The sequence below is a fragment of the Streptomyces caeruleatus genome, assembly GCF_001514235.1.
Classification (GTDB): Bacteria; Actinomycetota; Actinomycetes; order Streptomycetales; family Streptomycetaceae; genus Streptomyces; species Streptomyces caeruleatus.
Genome location: NZ_KQ948928.1, coordinates 375,484 through 397,595, shown reverse-complemented (window position 1 = coordinate 397,595; position 22,112 = coordinate 375,484). Strand labels below are relative to the sequence as shown.

The following is a 22,112-nucleotide window of genomic DNA, read 5'->3' as shown; positions in this document are numbered from 1 at the left end:
AGCAGAGTCCAAGTTGGTGATTTGAACCAGCGAACACCAGCGAACCAGTCGGCTCGGCCGGCCGCAGGAGGGCACCCATGCGCGCAAGCAGACTTCCCGGATCCCTGGCATGTTTCCTCGCCCTGGCACTCACGGCCGCCGGCTGCGGCCTCTCCGGCGGCTCCGGCGACGGCGAGGCCACGGCCGGCGGCTGCAAGGTCGACAAGGCGAACGTCGGGTCGGGAGCGCTCACGGGGGACGTGAAGGGCGACATCACCTTCCAGACGACCAACTTGAAGAAAGACTTCGGCGGCTACTTCAACGGCGTCATCGCGGCCTTCGAGAAGGAGCACCCGGGCACGAAGGTCAAGTGGATCGACGACCCGGGCGACGCCACCTTCACCCAGCGCCTGGTCGCGGACGCGCAGGGCTGCACGCTGCCGGACGTGGTGAACATCAACGTCAACACGGCCATCGCCCTCACCAAGAACGGCTATCTGATCGACCTGGACAAGAAGGCGCCGGACGCGGGCGAGCCGTTCGTCCCCGCGCTGTGGAAGTCGAGCCTCTACGCCGACGCCTCGGGCACCGAGGTGCACAGCGTGCTGCCCTGGTACTCCGGCGGCATCGTGCAGACCTTCAACACCGAGCTGATGAAGAAGGCGGGCCTGGACCCGGCCAAACCTCCGACGACCGTCCTCGGACTGTTCGCCGACGCGGAGAAGGTGGCCAAGGCCTCGGGCGGCAAGTACCACGCTCTCCTCGCCAACCCGCAGCTGCGCATCCCGGCCGACTGGCAGCAGATGGGCATCAAGATCTTCTCCGCCGACGGCAAGTCGTTCACCTTCGCCGACGACCCGAGGACGGCCCAGTGGGTCGAGGCCATGACCAAGCTCTACAAGGCCGGCGGGATGCCCCGGGACTCCCTCTCCTCCACCCAGGACCCGGCCAACGTCTTCGGCCAGGGCAAGCTGGTCTACGGCCCGACCAACCCCAACTTCCTGCGGTTCATCCAGCAGAACAACCCGACCGTCTACAAGAAGACCGGCGTCGGCCGCTACATGCTGGACGACCTCGGCCACACCGTCGGCGCTCCGCAGTACATCGGCACCTCCGCCACCAGCAAGAACGCGGTGACCGCAGTCGCCTTCGCGCGGTTCCTGACCAACGCCAAGAACCAGCTGGAGTGGGCGAAGGACCCGAACGTGGTCATCTTCCCGTCGACGACGGCCTCACTGGACGACCCGTTCTTCCAGTCGGTCAAGGGCGACGATCCCTTCGCCGAGGCCCGGAAGATCGTCGCCAGTGACCGCAAGACCGCGACGGCCGACGAGATCGCCCTCACACCCGGCGAGCTGAACGCCTTCTCGGCCCAGATCCAGCTGGCCATGCAGGGCAAGAAGAGCGCCGAGGACGCCCTCAAGGACGCCCAGTCCAAGGGCAACGAACTGATCAAGCAGGGCAGCTGACGATGGCTCAGCACACCGTGGACCAGGCGCCCGTTCCCGCTCCCCTCGGGGCGGGCGCCCCCCGCCCCGGCTCCGTACCAAAACCGCCGGGGCGCCTGCGCCGCGCCCTCCGCGCCGTCACGCCCGGCCCCACGGCGGACGCGGGGGGCGCGGCGCTCTACCGCCGCTGGTGGCTGCCCTGGCTGTGGATGCTCCCGGCGATCGCCGGCACGACGGTCTTCGGCGTGTTCCCGTTCCTCAACACGATCCTGGTGTCCTTCACCGACGCCAAGCCGCTCGGCGGCGCGTACAACCTGGTGGGCCTGGACAACTACACGCGGATGCTGGGGGATGCGGACTTCTGGCTGGCGACCCGCAACAGCGTCCTGTACGCGCTGATCGTCGTCCCGCTGATGGTCCTGCTGCCGCTGCTGCTCGCGGTCCTGGTGGAGAAGAACCTCCCGGGCATCGGCTTCTTCCGCTCCGCGTTCTACACCCCGGTCCTCGCCTCGTCGGTGGTCGTCGGGCTGAGCTGGCAGTGGCTGCTGAGCGACCAGGGCCTGGTCAACACCTGGCTGGAGAAGGCGCACCTCATCCGCGGCGCCATCCCCTTCCTGTCGGACTCGTGGCTGATCCTGCTGTCGGCGATGGGCCTGACGCTGTGGAAGGGCCTCGGCTGGTACATGATCTTCTACCTGGCCGCCCTCGGGAACGTGCCCCGCGAACTCCACGAGGCGGCCGCCGTGGACGGCGCCGGTGCGGTGCGCCGCTTCTGGCATGTCACCGTGCCCGGCGTACGCCAGTCGATGATGCTGGTCGGCACCCTCACGGGCATCGGCTCGCTGCGTGTGTTCACCGAGATCTACATGCTCGGCGGCGCCACCGGCGGCCCCGGCGGAGCCGACCGCACCCTCCCCTTCTACATCCGGGACGTCGGCCTCGACCCGCTCACCGGCAACGCCGGCTACGGCGCGGCGGTCAGCGTCGCCCTGTTCGCACTCACGCTGGGCCTCACGCTGCTCGCGCAGCGCCTGACGAAGGAGGACGAGGCATGACCACGGCTGTGGACAAGCGCAGGCGCCTGATGCCGCGCTGGCGGGACTACGGCCGCCCTCGTGAACTCGTCGTCCGTTACCTGCTGCTGGTCTTCGTCCTGTTCATCACGGTCGGCCCGCTGCTGTGGCAGGTGCTGTCGTCCCTGAAGGGCGCCGGCGAGGACGTCTTCGGCGCGGGCGCCTCCCTCGTCCCGCACCACCCGACGCTGCGGGCCTACGAGCAGGTCTTCGCCCAGGTCCCGGTGTGGACGTACATCAGGAACAGCCTGTTCGTGGCGGTCATCTCCATCACCAGCCAGCTGGTCTTCTCCACGATGGCCGGCTACATGCTGTCCAAACCCGCCTGGAAGGGCCGGGGGCTGGTCTGGGTGCTGCTGATGGCGTCCATGATGTTCCCCTTCGAGTCGATCATGGTGTCGCTGTTCCTGAGCGTCCGCGACATGGGGCTTGTCGACCACCTCGTCGGTGTCTGGCTGCCCGGCTTCGTCGCCGCGATCAACGTCCTCATCATGCGGGCCGCGTTCCTCGCCGTCCCGCGTGAGATCGAGGACGCGGCGATGCTGGACGGCGCCGGCGAGTGGAAGCGGTTCCGCCATCTGTACCTGCCGTCCGCGTACGGCGCGATCCTGGTCGTCACCATCAACACCTTCATCAGCGCCTGGGACGACTTCCTCTGGCCGCTGATCGTGCTGCGCTCCGAGGAGCAGTTCACGCTGACGCTGGGCTTGGCCCGGCTGCAGACGTCGTCGTTCGGCTACGACCAGCGGCTGGTGATGGCGGGCTCGGTGATCTCGGTGGTCCCGGTGCTGGTGCTGTTCGTGATCACCCAGCGGTGGTTCTACAAGGGGGTCTCGTCGGGGGCCGTGAAGCTCTGAGTCGGTACGGCGGCCAGGGCCGCCCGCGCCGACTGGGCGACCCGGAACTCGACCACCGTGCCCCTGCCGGGCAGCTCGGCGCCGAGCGGGAACGCCACCGTGCGGGTCTCGCCCGGCGCCAGGTCGACGGCCCGGAAGCCGCACAGCTCCAGCGTGCGCGGCCATACCGGGGTCCGCAGCCGCCGCAGGTACAGCTGGGCCACGGAACGGCCCTGGCGCTCCCCGGTGTTGGTGATGTCGGCCTCGACGGTGTGCCCGGACAGCCGCGGCGGGCCGTAGGCGAAGCTCGTGTACGAGAGCCCGTGGCCGAACGGGTAGAGCGGCTCGGCGTCCTCGTCCGCGTAGCCGCCGTACTCGGTGTCCTTGTGGTTGTAGTAGACGGGGAGCTGGGCGGCGGAGCGCGGCACCGAGACCGGCAGCCGGCCGACGGGTTCGGCGAGCCCGAGCAGCACCTCGGCGAGCGCGTCGCCGCCCCACGGGCCGGGGTACCAGGCGGTGAGCAGGGCGGCGGCTCCGGCGGCGGGGACGACGTGCGGCCGGCCCTGGACCAGTACGACCGCGGTCGGCGTCCCGGTCGCGACGACGGCCTCCAGCAGCGCGTTCTGGGCCGTCCCGAGCCGCAGCCCGGCCAGGTCGACGCCCTCGCCGCAGGTCATCTCGGACACGACGGTCCGCGCGGCCCCGTTGGCGTCGAACTGCGTGCCGGGCGTACGTGCGCTGCTGCCGCCCAGCACCAGCACGGCCAGGTCGGACGCGGCGGCAGCGGCGACCGCCTCGGGGATGCCGGAGAGGTCGTCGCCGGTGAGGGCGCAGCCGGGGGCGTGGCGGATGTCGAGGCCGGGCGGGGCGAGACGTCGTAGCCCGTCGAGCAGGCTCGCTCCGGTGCCGGGGCGTTGCGGCGCGGTGTAGTCGCCCGACTGGTGGGCGGCGGTGGCGGACTGGGGTCCGAGGACGGCGACCCGGGAGACGGACGCCGTCAGGGGCAGGATCCCGCCGTCGTTGCGCAGGAGGGTGACCGCGCCTCGGGCGACTGCGGTGCTCAGCTCCCTGCCCTGAGCGGGGAAGGGAACCGTGCCGTCCCGCTGATCGAACAGCCCCAGCCGGAACTTGAGCCGCAGCACGCGGGCGACCGCGGTGTCCAGGGCCTCCTCGCTCACCAGTCCCCGCTCGACGGCCTCCTCCAGATGTGTGAAGCCCTCGTCCCAGAGGCTCAGATCGACACCGGCGCCGAGCGCCAGGGCTCCCGCGGACATTTTGTCGCCGGTGATCCTGGCCAGCCGGTCCACCGCGAGGCCGTCGGCCATGACCAGGCCCTCGAACCCCCAGCGTTCTCTGAGGAGTTCGGTGAGCAGCTCCCTGTTCCCGGAGCAGGGCATCCCGTCCACCTCGTTGTAGGCGGCCATGACGGCGGCGGCCCCGGCGCGCACGCCGGCGCGGGCCGCCGGGAGGTGGATCTCGTGCAGTTCGCGCGGGCCCAGCTCGGACTCGGCGGAGTTGCGGCCGCCGACGGTGGCGCCCTGTCCGGCGAAGTGCTTGAGGACGACCGGGGCCTTGTCGGCGGCGAAGTACTCGGCGGGCGGGCCCTGCATGCCGCGTACGACGGCCTCCGTGAACCGGGCGGCGAGGTACGGGTCCTCCCCGAAGCACTCCTCGGTGCGGCCCCAGCGGGGGTCGCGGGCGATGTCGAGCGCCGAGACGAGGGCCACGTGGCCGCCGCGGGACCGCAGTTCGGCGGCGGCGTGGGCGGCGGCGCGCTCGTACAGCCCGGGGTCCCAGGTGGCGCCGACCGCCAGATTGACCGGCAGGACCGTGCCGTCCAGCGCCATGTGCCCGTGCGGCACCTCCTCGACGAACAGCGCGGGAATCCCGAGCCGGCTGCGCTCGACGACATGCCGCTGCACCAGCTCGGCGAGCGCCGCACCGTCCTCGGCGCCGGGCCCGTTCGTGTGGTCCACCCCGGACCAGGCGTCGGCGCGCTGGAGGCCGTAGAGGGCGCCGAGCCCCTCGAAGCGGTCGGTCTCGGCGTACAGCGCGTCGGTGAGTTCGAAGCCGCCGTCGGGGGTGCGTCGGTAGGCGTCCCAGCCGTACATCCGCTGGTTGAGCTGGCCGACCTTCTCGCGCAGTGTCATACGGGAGAGGAGGTCGCGGACCCGGGTGTCGACGGGGGCGGTGGGGTCGCGGTACCGCCGCGCGTCGGCGGCGCTCATCCGTCGTACCCCAGGCGGGCGAGGGCGACGGCCCCCCGGGAGCCGTCGGCCACCCAGTCGAGGGTGAGGCCGAGGGGGTGGAGCCGGGCGGTGAGGGGTGCGGTCAGTGGTCCGTCGGGGCCGAGCAGGCCCCCGGTCGCGACGATCCGCTCGCCGGAGCGCGGTTCGAGGGCGCGGACGGTGTCGGCGAGGTGGTCGGCGGCCGTTTCGAGGATCCCCTCGGCGACCGGGTCCTTGTGCCGGTCGGCGGCTTCGGCGACGAGCGGGGCGAGCTGGGCCAGTTGGACCGGGGGCCGGTCCAGCACGGCGGGGAGCAGGTGCATGCGGTAGGCCTCGCGCCGGGCCCGGGTCCAGGCGCCGGTGTCGTACGGGCCCGCGGGCTCCGCCGGCAGCACGTCCTCCGGCACGTCCAACGCCCGCCCCACCGACGCGGCCAGCGCCGTCGGTCCGCCCCGCCCGTCGGCCATGCGCAGCGCCCGCCGTACCGCCTCGCGCCCGATCCAGAAGCCACCGCCGTCGTCGCCGAGCAGCCAGCCGTCACCGCCCGCGGTCGCGGTGCACGCGCGTGCGGTGATGCGCATCGCGACCGCGCCCGTGCCGGCCACCAGGGCGAGTCCGTCGGCGGGGTGGCCGGGCGCGGAGGCGAAGGCGGCCTCGATGTCGCTGTGGATCTCGATCGAGTGGGCGTCGATGCCGAGCCGGCCCAGGGCGACGGTGAGGGCGGCGTGCGCCTTGACCCGGCCCGGCTCGTCCGGGGCGGTCCGTGAGGCGCCCGCGAATCCGCCGGCCACCGCGACGACACGGCCGCGCAGCGCCTCCGGCACGGCCTGCGCGAGGGCCTCGGCGAGGTGCTCGGTGAGCTGCGCGCCGGGCACGGTCAGGGCGTTGCCCGGCCCGGAGACGCCCTCGCCCTCGGGGGCGCCGCCGTGCGCGGGTGCCAGGACGGCACGCGTGCGGGTGCCGCCGGCGTCGAGGCCGACGACGTACGCCGGTGCCCGACCGGCCGAGGTTTGGTTCAAATCACTATTCATCGTCGCCCATGGTGGTTGATACATTCGCGGCAGACAAGAGACGGACAAGAGACAACGGACTAGAGACAGACGGCAGCCAAGCCCCGCGCGGGGCCGGCCCGAGGAGGATCCCATCCACCCGCTCCGCTTCGGCGTCAACTACACGCCCCGCCACGGCTGGTTCCACTCCTGGCACGACTTCGACCCGCCGCGCGCGCGTGAGGACCTCGACCGGATCGCCGGTCTCGGCCTCGACCACGTCCGCGTCTTCCACCTCTGGCCGCTGCTCCAGCCCAACCGCACCCTCGTCCGCCCCGCGGCGGTCGACCAGCTGGCGCACCTCGTCGACCTGGCCGACGAGGCCGGTCTGGACGTCATGGTGGACGGCGTCCAGGGCCATCTGTCGAGCTTCGACTTCTACCCGGAGTGGACCCGCAGCTGGCACCACCGCAACGTCTTCACGGACCCGGAGGCCATCGCGGCCCAGGCCGACCTCCTGCGCACCCTGGGCCGCGCGCTCGCCGGCCGCCCGAACCTCATCGGTCTCCAGCTCGGCAACGAGCTCAACAACCTGGTCGAGCACAATCCGGTGACGGCCGACGAGGTGGACCACTACCTCGACACCCTGCTGGCGGCGGCCCGCGACGGACTCGGCCCGGACGGCGGCCTGGTCACGCACTCCGCCTACGACGCCGCCTGGTACGGCGACGACCACCCCTTCACCCCCGAGGCCTCGGCCCGCAAGGGCGATCTGACCACCGTCCACCCGTGGGTGTTCTCCGGCGACTGCGCCCGCCGCTACGGCCCGCGCTCCCCGCAGGTCCGGCACCTCGCCGAGTACGGCACCGAGCTGGCCAAGGCGTACGCCACCGACCCCGATCGCCCCGTCTGGGTCCAGGAGACCGGCGCCCCCGCGCCCCACATCCCGGCCGCCGACGCCCCCGACTTCGCACGCGCCACCGTACGCAACGCGGCCGAGTGCGCGGGGCTGTGGGGCGTGACCTGGTGGTGCTCGCACGACGTGGACCGGTCGCTGGCCGACTTCCCGGAACTGGAGTACACGCTGGGCCTGTTCGACTCGACGGGCCGCGCGAAGCCGATCGCCGAGGCCCTCGCCGACACGATCACCGACCTGCGCGAGACCCCGGCCCCGGCTCGACCGCGCACCACCGCCCTGCTCCTGGACTGCGCGCCGGGCACCCGGTCGGTGTCCGGTCCGGGCGGCGCGTACTTCGAGGCGTGGATGCGGATGCGGGCGCAGGGGCTGCGCCCGGCGGTGGTGCTGGCCGCGCGGGCGCAGGACGGCGAGTACCTGGCGGCCAGGGGGATCAAGGAGGTCGTACGCCCGTCCTGAGCCGCTCCGGTCGACCGGCGGGCGTCAGCCGGCGCCGACGCCCGCCACAACCTCGGCCACCGCCCGCAGGTTGACCCGCCCCCGCCCGTACGAGCACAGCGCGCCGCCCTCCGGCAGCCCGGTGTCCACCCGTACCGCGTCCGGCCGCCGCGCGAGCAGGGCGTCGCGCAACCGGGCCTGCCAGGGGTGCAGTCCGGCGTCGCAGGTGGCCACGACCAGCGGAGCGGACCCGCAGCGGCGCAGGATGCCGTCGACGAGTTCGGCGGGGTCGGCCGCGTCTCCGGTGACCGCCGTGCCCGTGGACGTGGGATCGACGGCGCGTATCTCGGTCAGCAGGTCCTCGCCGCCCCAGTTGAGCGCGGGGTGCGGCGGCGGGAACAGGTCGACGACATGGGCGCCGCGCACGGCGGGCGGCACCCCCCGGCTCCGAACGGCCCGGCGCGCGGCCTCCGGTCCGGCGCCCTCGTCCCAGCCGGCGACCGTGGACGCGGGGGTCGCGTACCGCTCGGCGAGCCGCCGTACCCGCGCCGCCGACTCCAGGATCCGCTCCTGTGCGAGCACTCCGGTGCGCAGCGCGTCGAGGACGGCGTCCCGGCAGTCCAGGGTGACGTTCAGGTCCCCCACGGCGACGATCACCTGGTCCGCGCCGGCGGCCAGTGCGATCCGCGCGCCGGCCGCCTCGCCGTACTGGTCGGCTATCGCCTTCATCTCCAGGGCGTCGCTGACGAGGACGCCGTCGAAGCCCAGGTCGTGGCGGAGCAGGTCGCCGAGGACGCGGCGGCTGAGCGTGGCGGGGCGGCCGGGGTCCAGGGCCGGAAAGACGACATGGGCGCTCATCAGCATCGGCACACCGGCGTCGATGGCCGCGCGGAACGGTTCGAGGTCGGCGCGGAGTTCGTCGTACGGCCGTGGGTCGACGGCGAGGCCGTGGTGGCTGTCGGTGACGGTGCCGCCGTGGCCGGGGAAGTGCTTGGCGCAGGAGGCTATGGAGCGGGCCTCGGTGGCGGTGATCCAGGCGCGCAGATGGCGGGCGGCGAGTTCGGGGTCGGCGCCGAAGGAGCGGGTGCGCACGATCGGGTTGTCCGGCCGGTGCTGGAGGTCGGCCACGGGGGCGTAGGAGGCGGTGATGCCGAGGCCGGCCAGATGAGCGGCGAGGGCGTCGGCGCAGCGGGCGGTGAGGTTCGGGTCGTCGACGACGCCGAGGGCGTAGGAGCCGGGGACGTCGGGGGCGCCCGCGGCGACCAGGTGGCCGATGCCGCCGCCCTCGTTGTCGATGGCGACGACGAGGTCCGGGCGTAGCGCGCGCAGTTCGTCGGTCAGGCGGCGCACCTGCCGGGCGTCGCGGATGTTGCGGGTGAAGAGGATGACCCCGCCGAGGCCGCGGTCGATGAGTTCCTTGAGGGTGTCCGGCACGCTCGTGACACCGTCGAACCCGGCGACGAGACAGCGGTGGGCGGCTTCGTCCAGGTCGGCGGGGAGTGCGGTGGTCGACCCGAGGGGGACATGCTCGACGTGGCTCACCTCCGCAATGTTCTGGCTCGATCAGCCGAAAGTCAACACTCCCTACGGCTTGACCATTCACCACCCTTCCGGCCCGCGGGGAATTCCTGATCCGCGGACAGCGCCTCGGCGCGTGTGGCAGGTTGTGCCCATGACGAACCGGTTGCTCCCCGTTCGCGTGGGCGAGATCGAACTGCTGGTCGAGACGGTGGCCGTGCCCGGCTCGGAGCCCACCTCGAGACTGCGGGAGGCGGGACGGCAGGTCGTGGACTCCTTCGACCACGCCCGGGACGCCGTCGTGGAGATCGCGACCTCCGCGGCACAGGCCGTGGCGCGGCTCAGGGAGCGGGCAGCCGCACCCGAGCAGGTCGAGGTCGAGTTCGGGTTGAAGTTTTCGGCTCAGGGGAATGTCATCGTGGCCGGCGCCTCAGGGGAGGCCTCGCTGCTGGTGCGCATGACCTACCGGGCGCCGACCGAGAGCACGCGGCCGTAGCAGCCGCGGGACCGAGTCCTGACCCGGGGGGCGTGGGATGAGTCTTTCGCCCGGCCACCCGCCCGTCCCGGGGAGTCTGGGGCGGGTCCTCGCGCACGACGGCACGCCCGCGGGCACCTGCTTCCAGGTGGCGCCCCGGGTGCTCGTCACGGCCTGGCACGTGGTCGCGGATCTCGGCGGTGACCGAGTCGGCTCCGAGGTGCTGACGGACGCCCTCGACGGTTCGGCGGCTGCCGTTCCCTCGCAGGTGGTGGCCGTCGACGCCGTACACGATCTGGCGGTGCTGCGCCGCGCCGAACCCCTGCGGGAGTCGGTCGCCGGATGGGCCGCGACGGACGCGGTGGGTCTGTACTCCAAGGTCGTGATCAACGGCGTCGCCGAAGTGGACGACCCCGGGCACCACTACGCGTACCTGTACGCCCTCGGCGAGTGGCGGGGCTGGACGGTGCGCGACGGCGTGGCCCTGGGCAGGCTGGCCTCCCCCGACGTGATGCGCGGCATGAGCGGCGCGCCGGTGTACGGCCGGGACGACGGGCTCGTCCTCGGAGTGGTCTCCGCGCGCTACAACAGCGCCGACGACTGGCTGCGGAACTCGGTCTGGATCGCCAGGACCGAGGACCTCACCCGGCTGCTCGAGGACTGCGCGGTGGTCCCCGTACGGCGTCGGCTCACGCTCGGCGACCGGGTCGGCGTCGTCCGGTCCGCGGGCAGTGTCGCCGTGCTGCCCGTCGGGCGCATCCCGTCGGGAGCGGTCGGCCCCGTGGAAGCGGCCCATGAGGCGCGCCTCGTCCTCACGGCCCTCGACGAATCGTGTCGAGGCGTGGGCGCACTCGACGAGGCCGTAACGCATCTCGTGTCCCGTGCGTGCGGCACCGGTTGGGAGGGGCGTCAGCTCGAAGGGCTGCGCCGAAGACTCCGCCTGCGCGGTGTGGAGCCCAGGGTGCTGCTGCCGCGCCTTCCCGACCACGAGGAGGCCGTGCACCGCTGGTCGGCACCGCTGCCCGGCACGGACCCCGGCCACGAGGTCTCGGTCCACGCGGCTCGCGCCTTCCTGTCCCGCCTGCGTCGGACTCTCGCCGAGGAGATCGAGGACGGCGTCCTCGCCGAGCTCTCCGCCTCCTGCCGTACCTTTCTACACGAGGCCCTGACGGACGGGAACAGGATCCCCCTGTCCGGCTTCCTGCACGCCCTGTCGGACCACCTGACCCCCCTGCGCTCCGCGTCGGTCGAACCCGTACCACTCGACCCCGCGGCCGTCGCGGCGCGTACCGGCGAAGAGCACGAGGACGGCGGAGACCGGGTCTTCTCCCCTGCCGGACCGGTTCCGGGGCGCCCCGAACTCTCCGCCGTGGCCCGTCAGATGTGCCGACTGCCGGCGGTCGACCCGTGCCTCGCGGGACGCGAGCGGTTCGTCGCGGACGTCGCCGCCGCTGTCGACCGGCACATGACGCGGCACGGCACGGCGACCGCGTTTCTGTGCGGGCAGCCCGGGGTGGGCACCTCCGTCGTCGCCGTCGAGGCGGCCCGCGTCCTCACCCCGGCCTTCCCCGGCGGGGTCCTCCATGTGGACCTCCACGGCTTGGTCCCGGGCTCCTGTCTGAACGCCCGGACGGTGGTCCGGGTGGTCTCCGAGGCCCTGGGTGTCGATCTGGGCGCGGAGGCCATGGACGACGTCCGCCTGGTCGCCTCGCTCACCGCGCACCTGCGCGACCGACGCGTCCTGCTCCTTCTGGACAACGCCCGGGACGCCGCCCACGTAAGGCCGTTCGTCAAGGCTCCGGCGGGCTGCGGCGTCATCGTCACCTCACGCGACCGCGCCCAGGACTACGCGGATCGAGGGCTCGCGTTCGAGGTCGGGCCGCTGGAACGGGCCGCGTCGGTCGAGGTCCTCGCGCGCTGCTCGGAAGGGGGCGACCACTCGGCCGACGACGACGGGCACATGGCCGCGCTGCACCTGCTGGCTCATCTGTGCGCGGACCTGCCCCTGGCGCTGCGCATCGTCGGCGCGCGCCTCTCGCAGCCTTCGGGGCCGCAGCCTTCGTACCTCGTCCAGCTCCTGGAGGAGGAGTCGGCGCGACTCGACGCCCTCGCCTACGGGGATCGTGCCGTCCGGCTCGCGATCCGGCTCAGCCACGACGCCCTGGACCCCGCGGCGCGCCGGATCCTGCGTCTGGTCACCGCGGCTCCCGGGGCGGCGGTGACCGGGGCCGAACTCGGACACTGTCTCAGCGCTCCCGCCCTGCCCCAGGAGCTCCTGCTCAACCGGCTGGTGGACCGCAGCCTCGCCCTCCGGGACCTGGTCCGCATGCCGGCCGGGGAGTTGCTCGCGACGTTCCGGCTGTTCGACCTGGTGCGGCTGTTCGCGCTGGAGCGACTGGAGGAGGACGAACCGCCGGACGTCGTACGCGAGTTCCAGCGCTCCTCCGTGTCGTATCTGTCCGCCCGGCTGACGGAGATCACCAACCTGGAGCACGGGGCGCAGCTGTCCGGCGAGCTCGATCCCACCCGCTTCCATGCCGCCCAGCGCCTCGCGCAGGAGAACGAGTGGCTGGACCTGGCCACCGACCTGGCGATCGGCCTGCACGTCCTCTACACCGCGCGCGGCGAACTGGACGCCATCGTCGGAGTCAACGACGACCGCATCGCGCTGCAGCTGCGACAGAACCGGCCCGCGGAGGCCGTGAAGGCGTGCCTGCTCAACGGCGACACCCTGCGCTCGGCCGGAGCGGCGGCCCAGGCGGCGGACGCCGCGCGGCAGGCCGCCGGAATCGCCCGGGAGTACGGCCTGACCGACCGGGTCGCCGACGCGGAGTTCATGCTCAGCCTCATCCTGTGGGACGAGGAGAAGTGGGCCGAGTCGCTCGCGGCGGGGGAAAGGGCGATCACGTGCTCACCTCCACGGGGCAGCCGGCGGCGGCCGTGCCCGTCGCGATCAACAACTGCCGTACGGCCCGCCGGGCGGAGGACATCGCCGGCGCCTTGCGGTGGGGTCGCATGGCGGCGGACCTGGCAGAACACCGGAGCACGCCCAAGGTGCGCGCCATGGCGCTCAACGCACGGGGCCTGGCCGAGGAGGACGCGGGCAACGACAGGACGGCGCTCGATCTCTACCGCCGAGCGGCAGCCTTGTGGGAAGCGATCGGCGACCACGGCAACGCGGCACGCGACCACGCCAACGCCGCCTACCGGGCCCAGCGGCTCGACGATCCGGCCACCGCGGTCCACCTGTTGCAGCATGCCGCCGAACTGTTCCAGCGGGCCGGGAACCATCCCAGAGCCCTGGAGGCCCTCGTCGACCTGAGCGCCGTGTACGCCGGCGAGGACTCCCACCAGCAGACCGCGCTGGTGCTCGCCCGCGCCGAACGCCTCGCCCTGGGCGCCGCCTCGGCGGCCCCCGCCCTCCTGCGCTGCGAAGTCCTCGTCCGCGGGGCGGCGGCCCGCCTCTTCTCCGGCGTCGCGTCCGGAAGCGAGGTGTCGCGGGCAGACGCCGTGGACAAGGACGCCTCCGTGCTGTCGGACGTGCTGTCGGACGTGGGGAAGGACGACGAACTGGCCAGGGTCCACGGCATCCTGAACCGCCACCGGACGGGCGACCTCACTGTCCTCGAAGCCCGGCGGAAGGTCCGTTCCCTGCTCACCGCACACACCCGCAATCTGGCCCCCCGTGACGACCCCTGGGTGTACGAGCGCCTGGGCGAGGTGGCTCCCGAGCACCGGGCGCTGGACGCTTGACCACCTTCAGCCCCTTGTTGGCCACGGCGGCCGCGCGCAGGGTGTCGACTCACACGCGGCGACCGACGGAAAACCCGTTTGTAAGGTGATCGCACCGACGTCTACCGTCGGTCTTCGTCGACGTGTAGCTCAACAGCAGAGCACCGGGCTGTAATCCCGGAGGGCGCAGGGGCAGCACCTGCCACGTCGGCCTCGACGTGTAGCTCAGCAGCAGAGCACCGGGCTCGGGACCCGGAGGGCGCGGGGGCGGAACCTGCCACGTCGGCTTATGAACGACAACGCTGAGCAGCAGCCCCTCGTCGCGGCCCCGTCCTACCTGGCGGCCCAGCTGGCCAAGGCCTTCACGACCGCGCTGACCCACCACGACCCCGCCACCCGGCGCCGGGCCGAGGAGCGCGGGCAGCGCTGGCGTGCGGTTCTCGCGGGGATGGCCGCCGGCCGGCTGAGGGTCGGTTCGCGCACCCCGGTGGTCGGGCTGCCGGCCTGGGTGACGCCCGAGGTGATCCGGGGCGGCTTCGCGACCGGGACGCCCGGCGCGGGCGGGCCCCTCCAGCCGTACGAGACCGAGGCGGCCCGGAGCTTCGGGGTGCCCGCCGAGCGGCGCGCGCTCTTCGCCCACGGTCTGACCGAAGCGGGGCTCGCCTGGCTGTGGGCGCGGCTGGACGACGGCCACTACACGGTCGGCCTGCCCGAGGAGGCCGCGCTGCTCACCGTGGCCTGGCTGGTGCGGCACGGGGCGACGGGCGCGGCGCTGGATCTCGCGGCGGAACTGGAGCCGTTCGCCGACCGGCTGCGCTTCCTGCCCCGCCCGGCGGACGGCCCCGCGCCGGACCCCGTCGCCGTGCACCGCAACACCGTCTCCGACGCCGTCGACACCCTCGTACGGCGACGCCCCAACGCGGCCGTCGAGGCCCAGCGCGAGGCGCTCTCCGTATGGCAGCCGTTCGGCGACGAGCTGCTCGTGCACTGGCTGCGGACGGCGCGGGACGGCCGGGTGCTCGAACTCGCCCCGGACGCCGACTGGTTGGCGCGCGGCGCCGACCTGCTGGCCCGCTACCGGCTGCTGGCCGCGGAGCACACCCGCTGCACCAAGCACCGCAGCCCCAAGCACAACCTGGGCATTCTGCGCGGCGCGCTGGAGGAGACCGTCGCCGGACGGCCGCTGGACGCGCGCCGGCTCGGTCTGCTGCGGCACGCGGTTCAGTCCATGGTGCGCCGCCGCGGCCTGCCCGGCTCCGCGCCGCACACGGCCCTGCGCCGGCAGCAGACACGCCAGGCGGCGCTCCCCTCCCATCACGCGCTGGCCCAGCTGATGCTGCGCCGGCTCGCCGAGCTGCCCCAGGACACGGGCATCACCGACGTCCCGCCGCTGCTGACGCCCGTCACGCAGCGGGAGGGGCAGGAGACGGGGTTGCCCGCCGGGGCTCAGGTCCCGCCGGTGCTCCGGCAGGTCGTCGAGGCCGCGCTGAGCGCGCCGCTCGGCACGCTCGTGGAGCGGGGTGTCGTCCCGTCCGCCGAGGTCATGGCCGAGCTGGTCCCGCAGCTGGTCGCCGCCACGACCGCGCGGGCGTACCGCGACGAGGCGCTGCGGGCCCTGATGGCCGCGAACTACCGGGCCTTCGGCAACCGCCGCTCCCTGCTCCTGGTCAACCTGGAACGTCAGGTGCGCGTGGAGGAGTTGCCCTGGGTGCGGGCGGTGTCCGGGCAGCGGTCCGCCGTCATCGGCAAGACGGACGAGGAAGGCGCGCTCACCGTGCTGCGGCAGCTGGGCGAGCTGGCCGTGCAGGCCTTCCCGGGCACGATCCTGCCCAACCCCCTCGTCCGCGAGCTCGGCGTGCTCGCCCGCCAGTGCGACCTGGGCGCGCCGTTCGTGGAGGAGCTGGCCGCCGACATCTTCATGGGCACGTTCAGCCCGAAGTTCCTCACCGCGGCGCGGATCGCGGGCGAGTTGCTCGGCGGCACGCTGTACGAGCGCTACTACGGCATCGACTACGGGGCGATCCGCAACCTCGCGATCACCGAGAGGGGCGCCGCGCTGAGCCGTTCCCACGGCGCCCGGACCTCTGCCGGTTTCGCGCGGCTGTGCGCGGAGCGGGCCGGGGCGGCCTCGTCCCGGTCCTGGTCCGTGGCGGCGAACGGCACGGTGATCGAGCAGGCGCAGATCCTCACCACGCACAACCTGGCCACGCTGGTCAACCGGGTGGAGATCGCCCCACAGCCGGGCTTCGCCGACCTGGCGCACCGCTGCTTCGCCGCCGTGTGCCGGCTGACGGCCCGGGTGCAGAACAACCGGCGCCCGCTGCCCACCATCAAGGACGCGGCCTACGCCTGGCGCCAGATGCTGTTCCACCTGTCCCTGTGCCCGCCCGCCGAACAGCGCCGCTTCCTCGCCGGACTCGCCGAGGAGACGGCCCGCCACCCCGCCCACGTGGCGACCCGGCTGGCCCCTGCCTTGGCGGGCCTGGCCCTGACGGCCGAGGGCGGCGCCTTCGACGACGACGGAACGGCGGACGGCGGACGCGCACGCCGGTTCCTGGGGTGGAGTACGACGGGGCACTGGATGCGGTGAGGGACGGGCGCTGGATGCGGTGAGGGACGGGCGCTGGATGCGGTGAGGGGCAGGGCAGGAACGCGGAGCGGGCGGCGCGGTAACCGAACCGGGGTTCGGGGCCGAGCGGATCGGGCATAGACCAAATCCCGGTCACGTCGCCCGCCCGCCGACGTCGCTTCGGTTTCCGGACACCGCGACGTCATACCGGACGGGCACGTTTCCGTCGTCCCCTCCTGCCTCGCCCGCCAGGCCCTAGCCGTCCGCCCCGCCTCCGCGCGGTCAGGACGCGGAAGGACGACCGCGCCGTGTCCTCGCTCCCGCTCAGCGACCTCCCCCAGTCGCTGCCCGCCCGCTCCGTCCCCGCTCCCGCCTGTTCCCGCCTCTCCCCCGCCCGGCTCGCCCGCCACGCCCTGACGCTGCTCCCGCTCCTGCTGATCGGGGCATGGGCGGTGACCGACTGGCCCACCGTCCGCGACGGCGCCGCCCGGCTCGCCTCCGCCGACCCGGGCTGGCTGCTGGCCGGCCTGTTCTTCACCTGCATGGGCTGGGTGATCGCCGCGGTCGTGCGCCAGGGCGCCCTGCCGGAGCGGCTCCCGCCGGGCCTGCTGCTGGCGTCGCAGTTCGCGGCCGGCGCCGCCAACCAGGTCCTCCCGGCCGGGCTGGGCGCCCATGCCGTCACCCTGCGCTTCCTGCAGAACCGCGGCATCCCCCTGGCCCGGGCCACCGCGTCACTCGCCCTGTACTCGCTGGTCAAACCGATCGCGAAGACAGCGGTGCTGCTCGCCTTCCTCGCGGCCTTCCCCGAGCTGCTGCACCTCGGCGAACTCGTCCCGGACGAGCGGACGTTGCTCATGGTCGCCGGAGGCGTGGCGCTCGGCCTCGGCACGGCAGGCGTGTTCGTGACAGCCGTACGGCCACTGCGGCGCCCCCTCCTGTGCTTCCTGCGCACCGCCCTGACCGACGCGCGGATCCTGCACACCCGGCCCAGCCGCGTCCTCGCCCTCTGGGGCGGGGCCGCCGCCACCCCGCTGCTCCAGGCGAGCGTGATCGCCTCGGTCGGCTTCGCGCTCGGGCTGCCGCTGTCCTGGACGCAGGTGGTGCTCGCCTCCCTCCTCGCCAGCACGGCGGCCGGCGCCGTGCCCGCGCCGGGCGGCATCGGCCCCGTGGACGCGGCCCTCGTGTTCACGATGGTGACCTTCGGCGCCCCGACGGGCCTGGCCGCGGCCACCGTCATCGGCTACCGCGTCCTGACGGTCTGGGTACCGCTGCTGCCGGGCGCGCTGGTGCTCTCGATCATGGTCCAGCACAAAATCCTGTGACCGGCCTGACCGGTTTGCCCCGCCCGACCGGTCTGACCCGCCTGACCAGGTGGTCGGCGAACCGACCGCGGCCCACTCACTCCTGCCCGACCGGCCTAACCACCCGACGGGCCTAACCCGCCAGGCCCGCCTGACCCGACCGGCCCGACCCGCCCGACCAGGTGGCCGGCGAACCGACCGCGGCCCACTCACTCCTGCCCGACCGGCCTAACCCGCCCGACCGGCCTGACCCGCCCGACGGGCCCAACCCGCCAGACCCACCAGACCCGCCCGACCCGCCCGACCAGGTGGCCGGCGAACCGACCGCGGCCCACTCACTCCTGCCCGACCCGTACCACCGCCACCGTGATGTTGTCGGGCCCGCCCGCCTCGATGGCGGCCTTCCACAGCTCGAAGGCCGCCCGGCCGTCGTCGTGCTCCCGCAGCACCTCCTCCAACGCCTCCGCGGGCAGCGGGTCCGTCAGCCCGTCCGAGCAGACGAGATAGCGCTCGCCGGGCGTCAGCGGCTCGGCCGTGACATGGGGATGAACGGCGCGGTAGGTGGGCGATCCGCCCAGGCACTGGGTGACGAGCGACGTGGTGCGCCCCGGCGGGTGCGGCGGGCTGTCGTCGACGCTCAGCTGGCGCAGCCCGTCGTCCGACGCGGCGAAGACCCGGCTGTCGCCCACGTTGAACGCCAGGAGCGAGTCGGGCTGCACGACGACTCCGGCGATGGTCGTTCCCATGGCGCTGAGCTCGCCGCCCCGGTCGCCCCCGGCCGCCTGGTACACGGCGCGGTTGCAGGCGTTCAGGGCGTCCCGGACGGCGACCTCGCCGGTCAGCGCCGGCCCGAGCGAGGCGATCCGGCGGGCCACCAGGGCGCTGGCCAGGTCACCACCGGGATGCCCGCCGAGCCCGTCGGCGACGGCCACGACGAGGGGCGTGCCCAGCGGGAAGATCAGGGTCTGCGGATTCTCGGTGACGGTGGCGCACAGCGTCCACGGTCCGACGACGAGACTGTCCTCGTTCCGTTCACGCAGCAGTCCGGGATGGCTGATCGCACTCACCGCGACGTACGGCATGCAGCGCCACCGCCTTCCCGCACCGGACGTCCCCTACGAGTCTAGGAACACCGGCATCGGGCGTGCCAGCGCAGTGCGGCACACCCACGCCCGGCCCCCGGTCAGGCCTCGTCCGGCGTCAGCCGCAGCGAGATCGAGTTGATGCAGTACCGCTGGTCCGTGGGCGTCGGATACCCCTCGCCCTCGAAGACATGCCCGAGATGCGACCCGCACCGCGCGCACCGCACCTCGGTGCGGACCATCCCGTGCGTGCGGTCCTCGACGAGCTCGACCGCGTCGGTGTCCTTCGGGTCGTAGAAGGACGGCCAGCCGCAGTGGGACTCGAACTTCGTGGTGGAGGTGAACAGTTCGGCGCCGCAGGCGCGGCAGGAGTAGACGCCCGTCGCCTTGGTGTTGGTGTACTCACCGGTGAAGGCGGGCTCCGTGGCGGCCTGGCGCAGCACGGCGTACTCCGCCGGGGTCAGCTCCGTGCGCCACTGCTCGTCCGGCTTTTCGACGTCGTACGACATGAGTGCGTGCCCCTCACTTCGACAGGCGGTCCAGGATGAGCGGGCCGAGGTCGGTGACATCGCCCGCGCCCATGGTGAGAACGAGATCACCGGGCTTCGCCATTCCCGCGACCAGGGCGGGCACCTCGCTCTTGTCGTGCACCGGGGTGACCTCGGCGCCGGCCGCGCGGGCCGCGTCGAGGACCAGCTCGCTGGTGACCCCGGGGACCGGGTCCTCGCGGGCCGGGTAGATGTCCAGGACCAGCGAGGAGTCCGCGAGGGCGAGGGCGTCGCCCATCTCCTTGCCGAGCTCCTGCGTGCGGGAGAACAGGTGGGGCTGGTAGACGACCAGGATCCGGGCGTCCCCGGCGGCCGCGCGCATGGCCTCCAGGTCGGCGGTCATCTCGGTCGGGTGGTGGGCGTAGGAGTCGATGACCTGGACGCCCGCGGCCTCGCCCTTCAGCTGAAGGCGCCGCTTGACGCCCGTGTAGGCCGCCAGTGCCGGGGCCAGCTCGGCGGCCGGGACGCCGAGCGCCGCGCCCGCAGCGAGGGCGGCCACGGCGTTGAGCGCGTAGTGCCGGCCGGGGACGGAGACGGTGAAGTCGAGCTCCTGACCGTCCAGCACCACGGTGACCTGGCTCTTCAGCCCCTGCGCCCGCACGGACAGGACCCGCACGTCGGCGTCCTCCGCCTCGCCGTACGTCACCACCCGCACAGCACCGCCCGCGACCCGCCGGGTCAGCTCCCGCGCCCCGTCCTGGTCGGCCGAGATCACCAGGGTGCCGCCTTCGGTGATGCGGTCGGTGAAGGTCACGAAGGACTCGTAGATCTCGTCCATCGAGGCGTAGTTGGCGTGGTGGTCGAGTTCCACGTTCAGGACGATGGCGACATCGGGCGCGTACTTGTGGAAGCTGCGGTCCGATTCGTCCGCCTCGGCGACGAAGATGTCGCCCTCGCCGTGCAGGGCGTTCGAGCCGGGCGCGTCCAGGTCGCCGCCGATGGCGTACGAGGGCCGCAGGCCCAGCTCGCTCAGGGAGACGGCCAGCATCGACGTCGTGGTGGTCTTGCCGTGCGTACCGGCGACGGCGATCGGCCGCAGCCCCTGCATCAGCGAGGCGAGCGCGTCGGAGCGGTGCACCACCGGAACGCCCAGCTCGGCGGCGCGGGCCAGCTCGGGGTTGTCCTGCCGGATCGCCGACGACACGACGACACAGCTGGCGTCGTCCGCGAGGTGCTCCGCAGCGTGCCCGATGTGCACGGTCGCCCCCAGCGCCCGCAGCGCCTCGGCGGTCGCCGACTCCCTGGCGTCACTGCCCGCCACCTTGGCCCCACGCTGCGCGAGAATCTTCGCGATCCCGGACATCCCGGCCCCGCCGATGCCGATGAAGTGCGGTCGGTCCATGGCGGTGGGAATGCCGGGTGCCATGCGTGTTCTCCCAGGATCGCGATACGACGATGAGCCCTCAGCCTATTGGGTACGGAGGCCGCCCTCGCGCCTGGGACGCAGGCGACAGCACCCACCTAGGGGCGCGGGGAACTGCGCGACCAGCCACACACCCACCCGCGGCCGCCAACGAACCCCACCCCCAACGGCGACTAGGCCTTGCTGTGCGAGAACAGCTTCAACACCGGCACCCCCACCTTGTGCCGAGCCCGAGACGCCCAGTCCCGATGAAAGAACTCCTCCACGTAGTGGGGATCCGTCAGCACGATCACCTCGTCCGCCCCCACCTCGTCCACCACAGCCCGCAGCGCGTCCAGCGGATGATCCTCCAACAGCCGCCCCTCCGCCGCGGCCCCGGCGGAGCGCAATGCCGTGAGCGACACCTCCAGCGCCCGCTCCCCCGTACTGAGCGCCTCCTCGCCCTCCGGAGTACTCCCCTCCCGTACGGCCTCGTCCAGCTCGCCGAGCGCGATGTCGTCGATGGCGCGCAACAACCTGTCGGCCTGCTCGCCACGCGGCTGGAGCAGCACATGGAACGAGACCTCTTCGTCCCCGTGCAAGGTGGTGACGAACTCCACGTCGGCGGACGTCAGGGCCTTCTCGATCATCAAAACGCTTGTGAACACCGGGCGCCCCTTCTGCGGAAACCATCCTGCCCCGTACTCGGACGGGGACTGCGAGTTTTAGTGTGCCCGGCGGAAGCTAAACGGAACGGTGGATTCCGCCGTTTCGGGACCACGGCGTTCATAGAACCCCTTTTCGAACCGACCTAACCTCACGTCCGCCGGTACCGGCTGAACAGGAAGCCGTCCTCCTGCAGCAGGGACACCAGCTCGAACCGTTTGGGCACGGCCACCGAGGGCCCTCCGGCGATGCGCTGGGCGTCTCCGGCGGTGAGCATCGGGGAGATCGTCAGACAGAGCTCGTCGAGCACTCCGGCGGCCACGAGCTGCCCGAGCAACCGTGGCCCGCCCTCCGTCAGCAGCCGGGTGTGACCGAGCTCGGCGAGCGCCTGGACGGCGCGTACCGGGTCCACGCCGACGCCGTCACCGGCGATCACGACCTGGGCGCCCGCCTTCTCGGCCGCGGCGACCCGGTCCGGCGCGGCGGCGGCGCCGGTCAGGATCAGGGTGGGCACCAGGGGGGAGGTGAAGAGCGGCAGGCTGTAGTCGAGCTCCAGGCCGGCGCTGACCACCGCGATGGCGGGCGCGGGCCCCTGCCCGGCCGCCTCGCGCGCCTCGGCGAACTCCTCACGCGCGCGTGCCGGACGGTACCCCTCCTGGCGTACCGTTTCGGCTCCGACGACCACGACGTCGGCCAGCGCCCGCAGCGTGCCGAAGATCCGCATGTCGGTCGCGGTGGAGATGGGCTGCGAACGTCCGTCGTGCTGGGCGGCCCCGTCCAGCGTGGACACCATGTTGGCCCGCAGCCAGGGCACCGGCTCCCCGGGCCCGGGCTCCGGATAGGCATAGGCGGCGGCGAGCTCGGCCAGGCTCCACTCCCGGTCACCCGGATCACCACCGGTGGGAAGCCCGGCCGGACCGCCGGAGGCCCTGGGCGCTGTCTCGTCGGTCACAGGGAACAGGCGTCGCATGT

16 protein-coding genes, 2 tRNA genes and 1 pseudogene are annotated in these 22,112 nt (G+C 73.0%); 11 read left to right on the top strand and 8 right to left on the bottom strand.

Annotated features, from left to right (window positions below; genetic code table 11):
• Positions 1–77: 77 nt before the first annotated feature.
• The 3 genes from AQJ67_RS17240 to AQJ67_RS17230 are packed head-to-tail and all read left to right on the top strand — an operon-like array spanning position 78 to position 3,357.
• Positions 78–1,448, top strand: a complete 1,371-nt coding sequence (locus tag AQJ67_RS17240) for an extracellular solute-binding protein (protein ID WP_062719647.1) — start codon at positions 78–80, stop codon at positions 1,446–1,448.
• A 2-nt stretch (positions 1,449–1,450) separates the two neighbouring features.
• Positions 1,451–2,482, top strand: coding sequence for a carbohydrate ABC transporter permease (locus AQJ67_RS17235; protein WP_062719646.1), 1,032 nt, complete (start codon positions 1,451–1,453; stop codon positions 2,480–2,482).
• Positions 2,479–3,357 (top strand): carbohydrate ABC transporter permease, encoded by an 879-nt coding sequence (locus AQJ67_RS17230; RefSeq protein ID WP_062719645.1) that lies wholly within the window; start codon positions 2,479–2,481, stop codon positions 3,355–3,357. The genes AQJ67_RS17235 and AQJ67_RS17230 overlap by 4 nt, the downstream gene beginning before the upstream one ends.
• Here AQJ67_RS17230 and AQJ67_RS17225 read toward each other — a convergent pair.
• Together AQJ67_RS17225 and AQJ67_RS17220 are read right to left on the bottom strand one after the other, a co-directional pair.
• Positions 3,321–5,564, bottom strand: coding sequence for a glycoside hydrolase family 3 N-terminal domain-containing protein (locus AQJ67_RS17225; RefSeq protein ID WP_062719644.1), 2,244 nt, complete (start codon positions 5,562–5,564; stop codon positions 3,321–3,323). The genes AQJ67_RS17230 and AQJ67_RS17225 overlap by 37 nt on opposite strands.
• Positions 5,561–6,595, bottom strand: a complete 1,035-nt coding sequence (locus tag AQJ67_RS17220) for an N-acetylglucosamine kinase (protein WP_062719643.1) — start codon at positions 6,593–6,595, stop codon at positions 5,561–5,563. Before AQJ67_RS17220 ends, AQJ67_RS17225 begins: the two co-directional genes overlap by 4 nt.
• A gap of 8 nt (positions 6,596–6,603) precedes the next feature.
• Between AQJ67_RS17220 and AQJ67_RS17215 the strand changes: the two are divergent.
• Positions 6,604–7,928, top strand: a pseudogene (locus AQJ67_RS17215) (glycoside hydrolase 5 family protein).
• 24 nt (positions 7,929–7,952) lie between these two features.
• Here the strand turns inward: AQJ67_RS17215 and AQJ67_RS17210 are convergent.
• Positions 7,953–9,449: a glycoside hydrolase family 3 N-terminal domain-containing protein gene (locus AQJ67_RS17210; protein WP_062719641.1), complete on the bottom strand. Its 1,497-nt coding sequence runs from the start codon at positions 9,447–9,449 to the stop codon at positions 7,953–7,955.
• Between the two features lie 130 nt (positions 9,450–9,579).
• Between AQJ67_RS17210 and AQJ67_RS17205 the strand changes: the two genes are divergently transcribed.
• The 7 genes from AQJ67_RS17205 to AQJ67_RS17175 all read left to right on the top strand — a co-directional run bounded on the left by AQJ67_RS17205 (position 9,580) and on the right by AQJ67_RS17175 (position 17,523).
• The gene (locus AQJ67_RS17205) at positions 9,580–9,921 is read left to right on the top strand and encodes a CU044_2847 family protein (RefSeq protein ID WP_159058779.1); all 342 of its coding nucleotides are present in this window, start codon (positions 9,580–9,582) and stop codon (positions 9,919–9,921) included.
• 37 nt (positions 9,922–9,958) lie between these two features.
• A complete protein-coding gene (locus tag AQJ67_RS17200; protein ID WP_107122899.1) occupies positions 9,959–13,222 on the top strand; it encodes a S1 family peptidase in 3,264 nt (1,087 codons plus the stop codon).
• Positions 13,150–13,653 (top strand): hypothetical protein, encoded by a 504-nt coding sequence (locus tag AQJ67_RS17195; protein WP_062719638.1) that lies wholly within the window; start codon positions 13,150–13,152, stop codon positions 13,651–13,653. The genes AQJ67_RS17200 and AQJ67_RS17195 overlap by 73 nt, the downstream gene beginning before the upstream one ends.
• Positions 13,654–13,771: 118 nt before the next feature.
• A tRNA-Tyr gene (locus tag AQJ67_RS17190) sits at positions 13,772–13,843 on the top strand.
• A 3-nt stretch (positions 13,844–13,846) separates the two neighbouring features.
• A tRNA-Pro gene (locus AQJ67_RS17185) sits at positions 13,847–13,918 on the top strand.
• Positions 13,919–13,921: 3 nt separating this feature from the next.
• Complete coding sequence (locus AQJ67_RS17180) at positions 13,922–16,222, top strand: coiled-coil domain-containing protein (protein WP_062719637.1); 2,301 nt, start codon at positions 13,922–13,924, stop codon at positions 16,220–16,222.
• A gap of 287 nt (positions 16,223–16,509) precedes the next feature.
• Positions 16,510–17,523, top strand: a complete 1,014-nt coding sequence (locus AQJ67_RS17175) for a lysylphosphatidylglycerol synthase transmembrane domain-containing protein (RefSeq protein WP_062719636.1) — start codon at positions 16,510–16,512, stop codon at positions 17,521–17,523.
• 314 nt (positions 17,524–17,837) lie between these two features.
• Here the strand turns inward: AQJ67_RS17175 and AQJ67_RS17170 are convergent, their stop codons facing one another.
• The 5 genes from AQJ67_RS17170 to AQJ67_RS17150 form a co-directional block, all read right to left on the bottom strand.
• Positions 17,838–18,584 (bottom strand): PP2C family protein-serine/threonine phosphatase, encoded by a 747-nt coding sequence (locus AQJ67_RS17170; protein WP_062719635.1) that lies wholly within the window; start codon positions 18,582–18,584, stop codon positions 17,838–17,840.
• A gap of 101 nt (positions 18,585–18,685) precedes the next feature.
• Positions 18,686–19,093, bottom strand: a complete 408-nt coding sequence (msrB, locus tag AQJ67_RS17165; RefSeq protein ID WP_062719634.1) for a peptide-methionine (R)-S-oxide reductase MsrB — start codon at positions 19,091–19,093, stop codon at positions 18,686–18,688.
• A 13-nt stretch (positions 19,094–19,106) separates the two neighbouring features.
• Positions 19,107–20,498: a UDP-N-acetylmuramate--L-alanine ligase gene (gene murC / locus AQJ67_RS17160; protein WP_062719633.1), complete on the bottom strand. Its 1,392-nt coding sequence runs from the start codon at positions 20,496–20,498 to the stop codon at positions 19,107–19,109.
• A 170-nt stretch (positions 20,499–20,668) separates the two neighbouring features.
• On the bottom strand, positions 20,669–21,142 hold the full coding sequence (locus AQJ67_RS17155; protein WP_208614985.1) for an indole-3-glycerol phosphate synthase: 474 nt from the start codon (positions 21,140–21,142) through the stop codon (positions 20,669–20,671).
• Between the two features lie 149 nt (positions 21,143–21,291).
• Positions 21,292–22,110 carry a pyrimidine reductase family protein gene (locus AQJ67_RS17150; RefSeq protein WP_062719632.1) on the bottom strand — a complete coding sequence of 273 codons (819 nt, stop codon included), beginning with the start codon at positions 22,108–22,110 and terminating at the stop codon, positions 21,292–21,294.
• Positions 22,111–22,112: the final 2 nt, after the last annotated feature.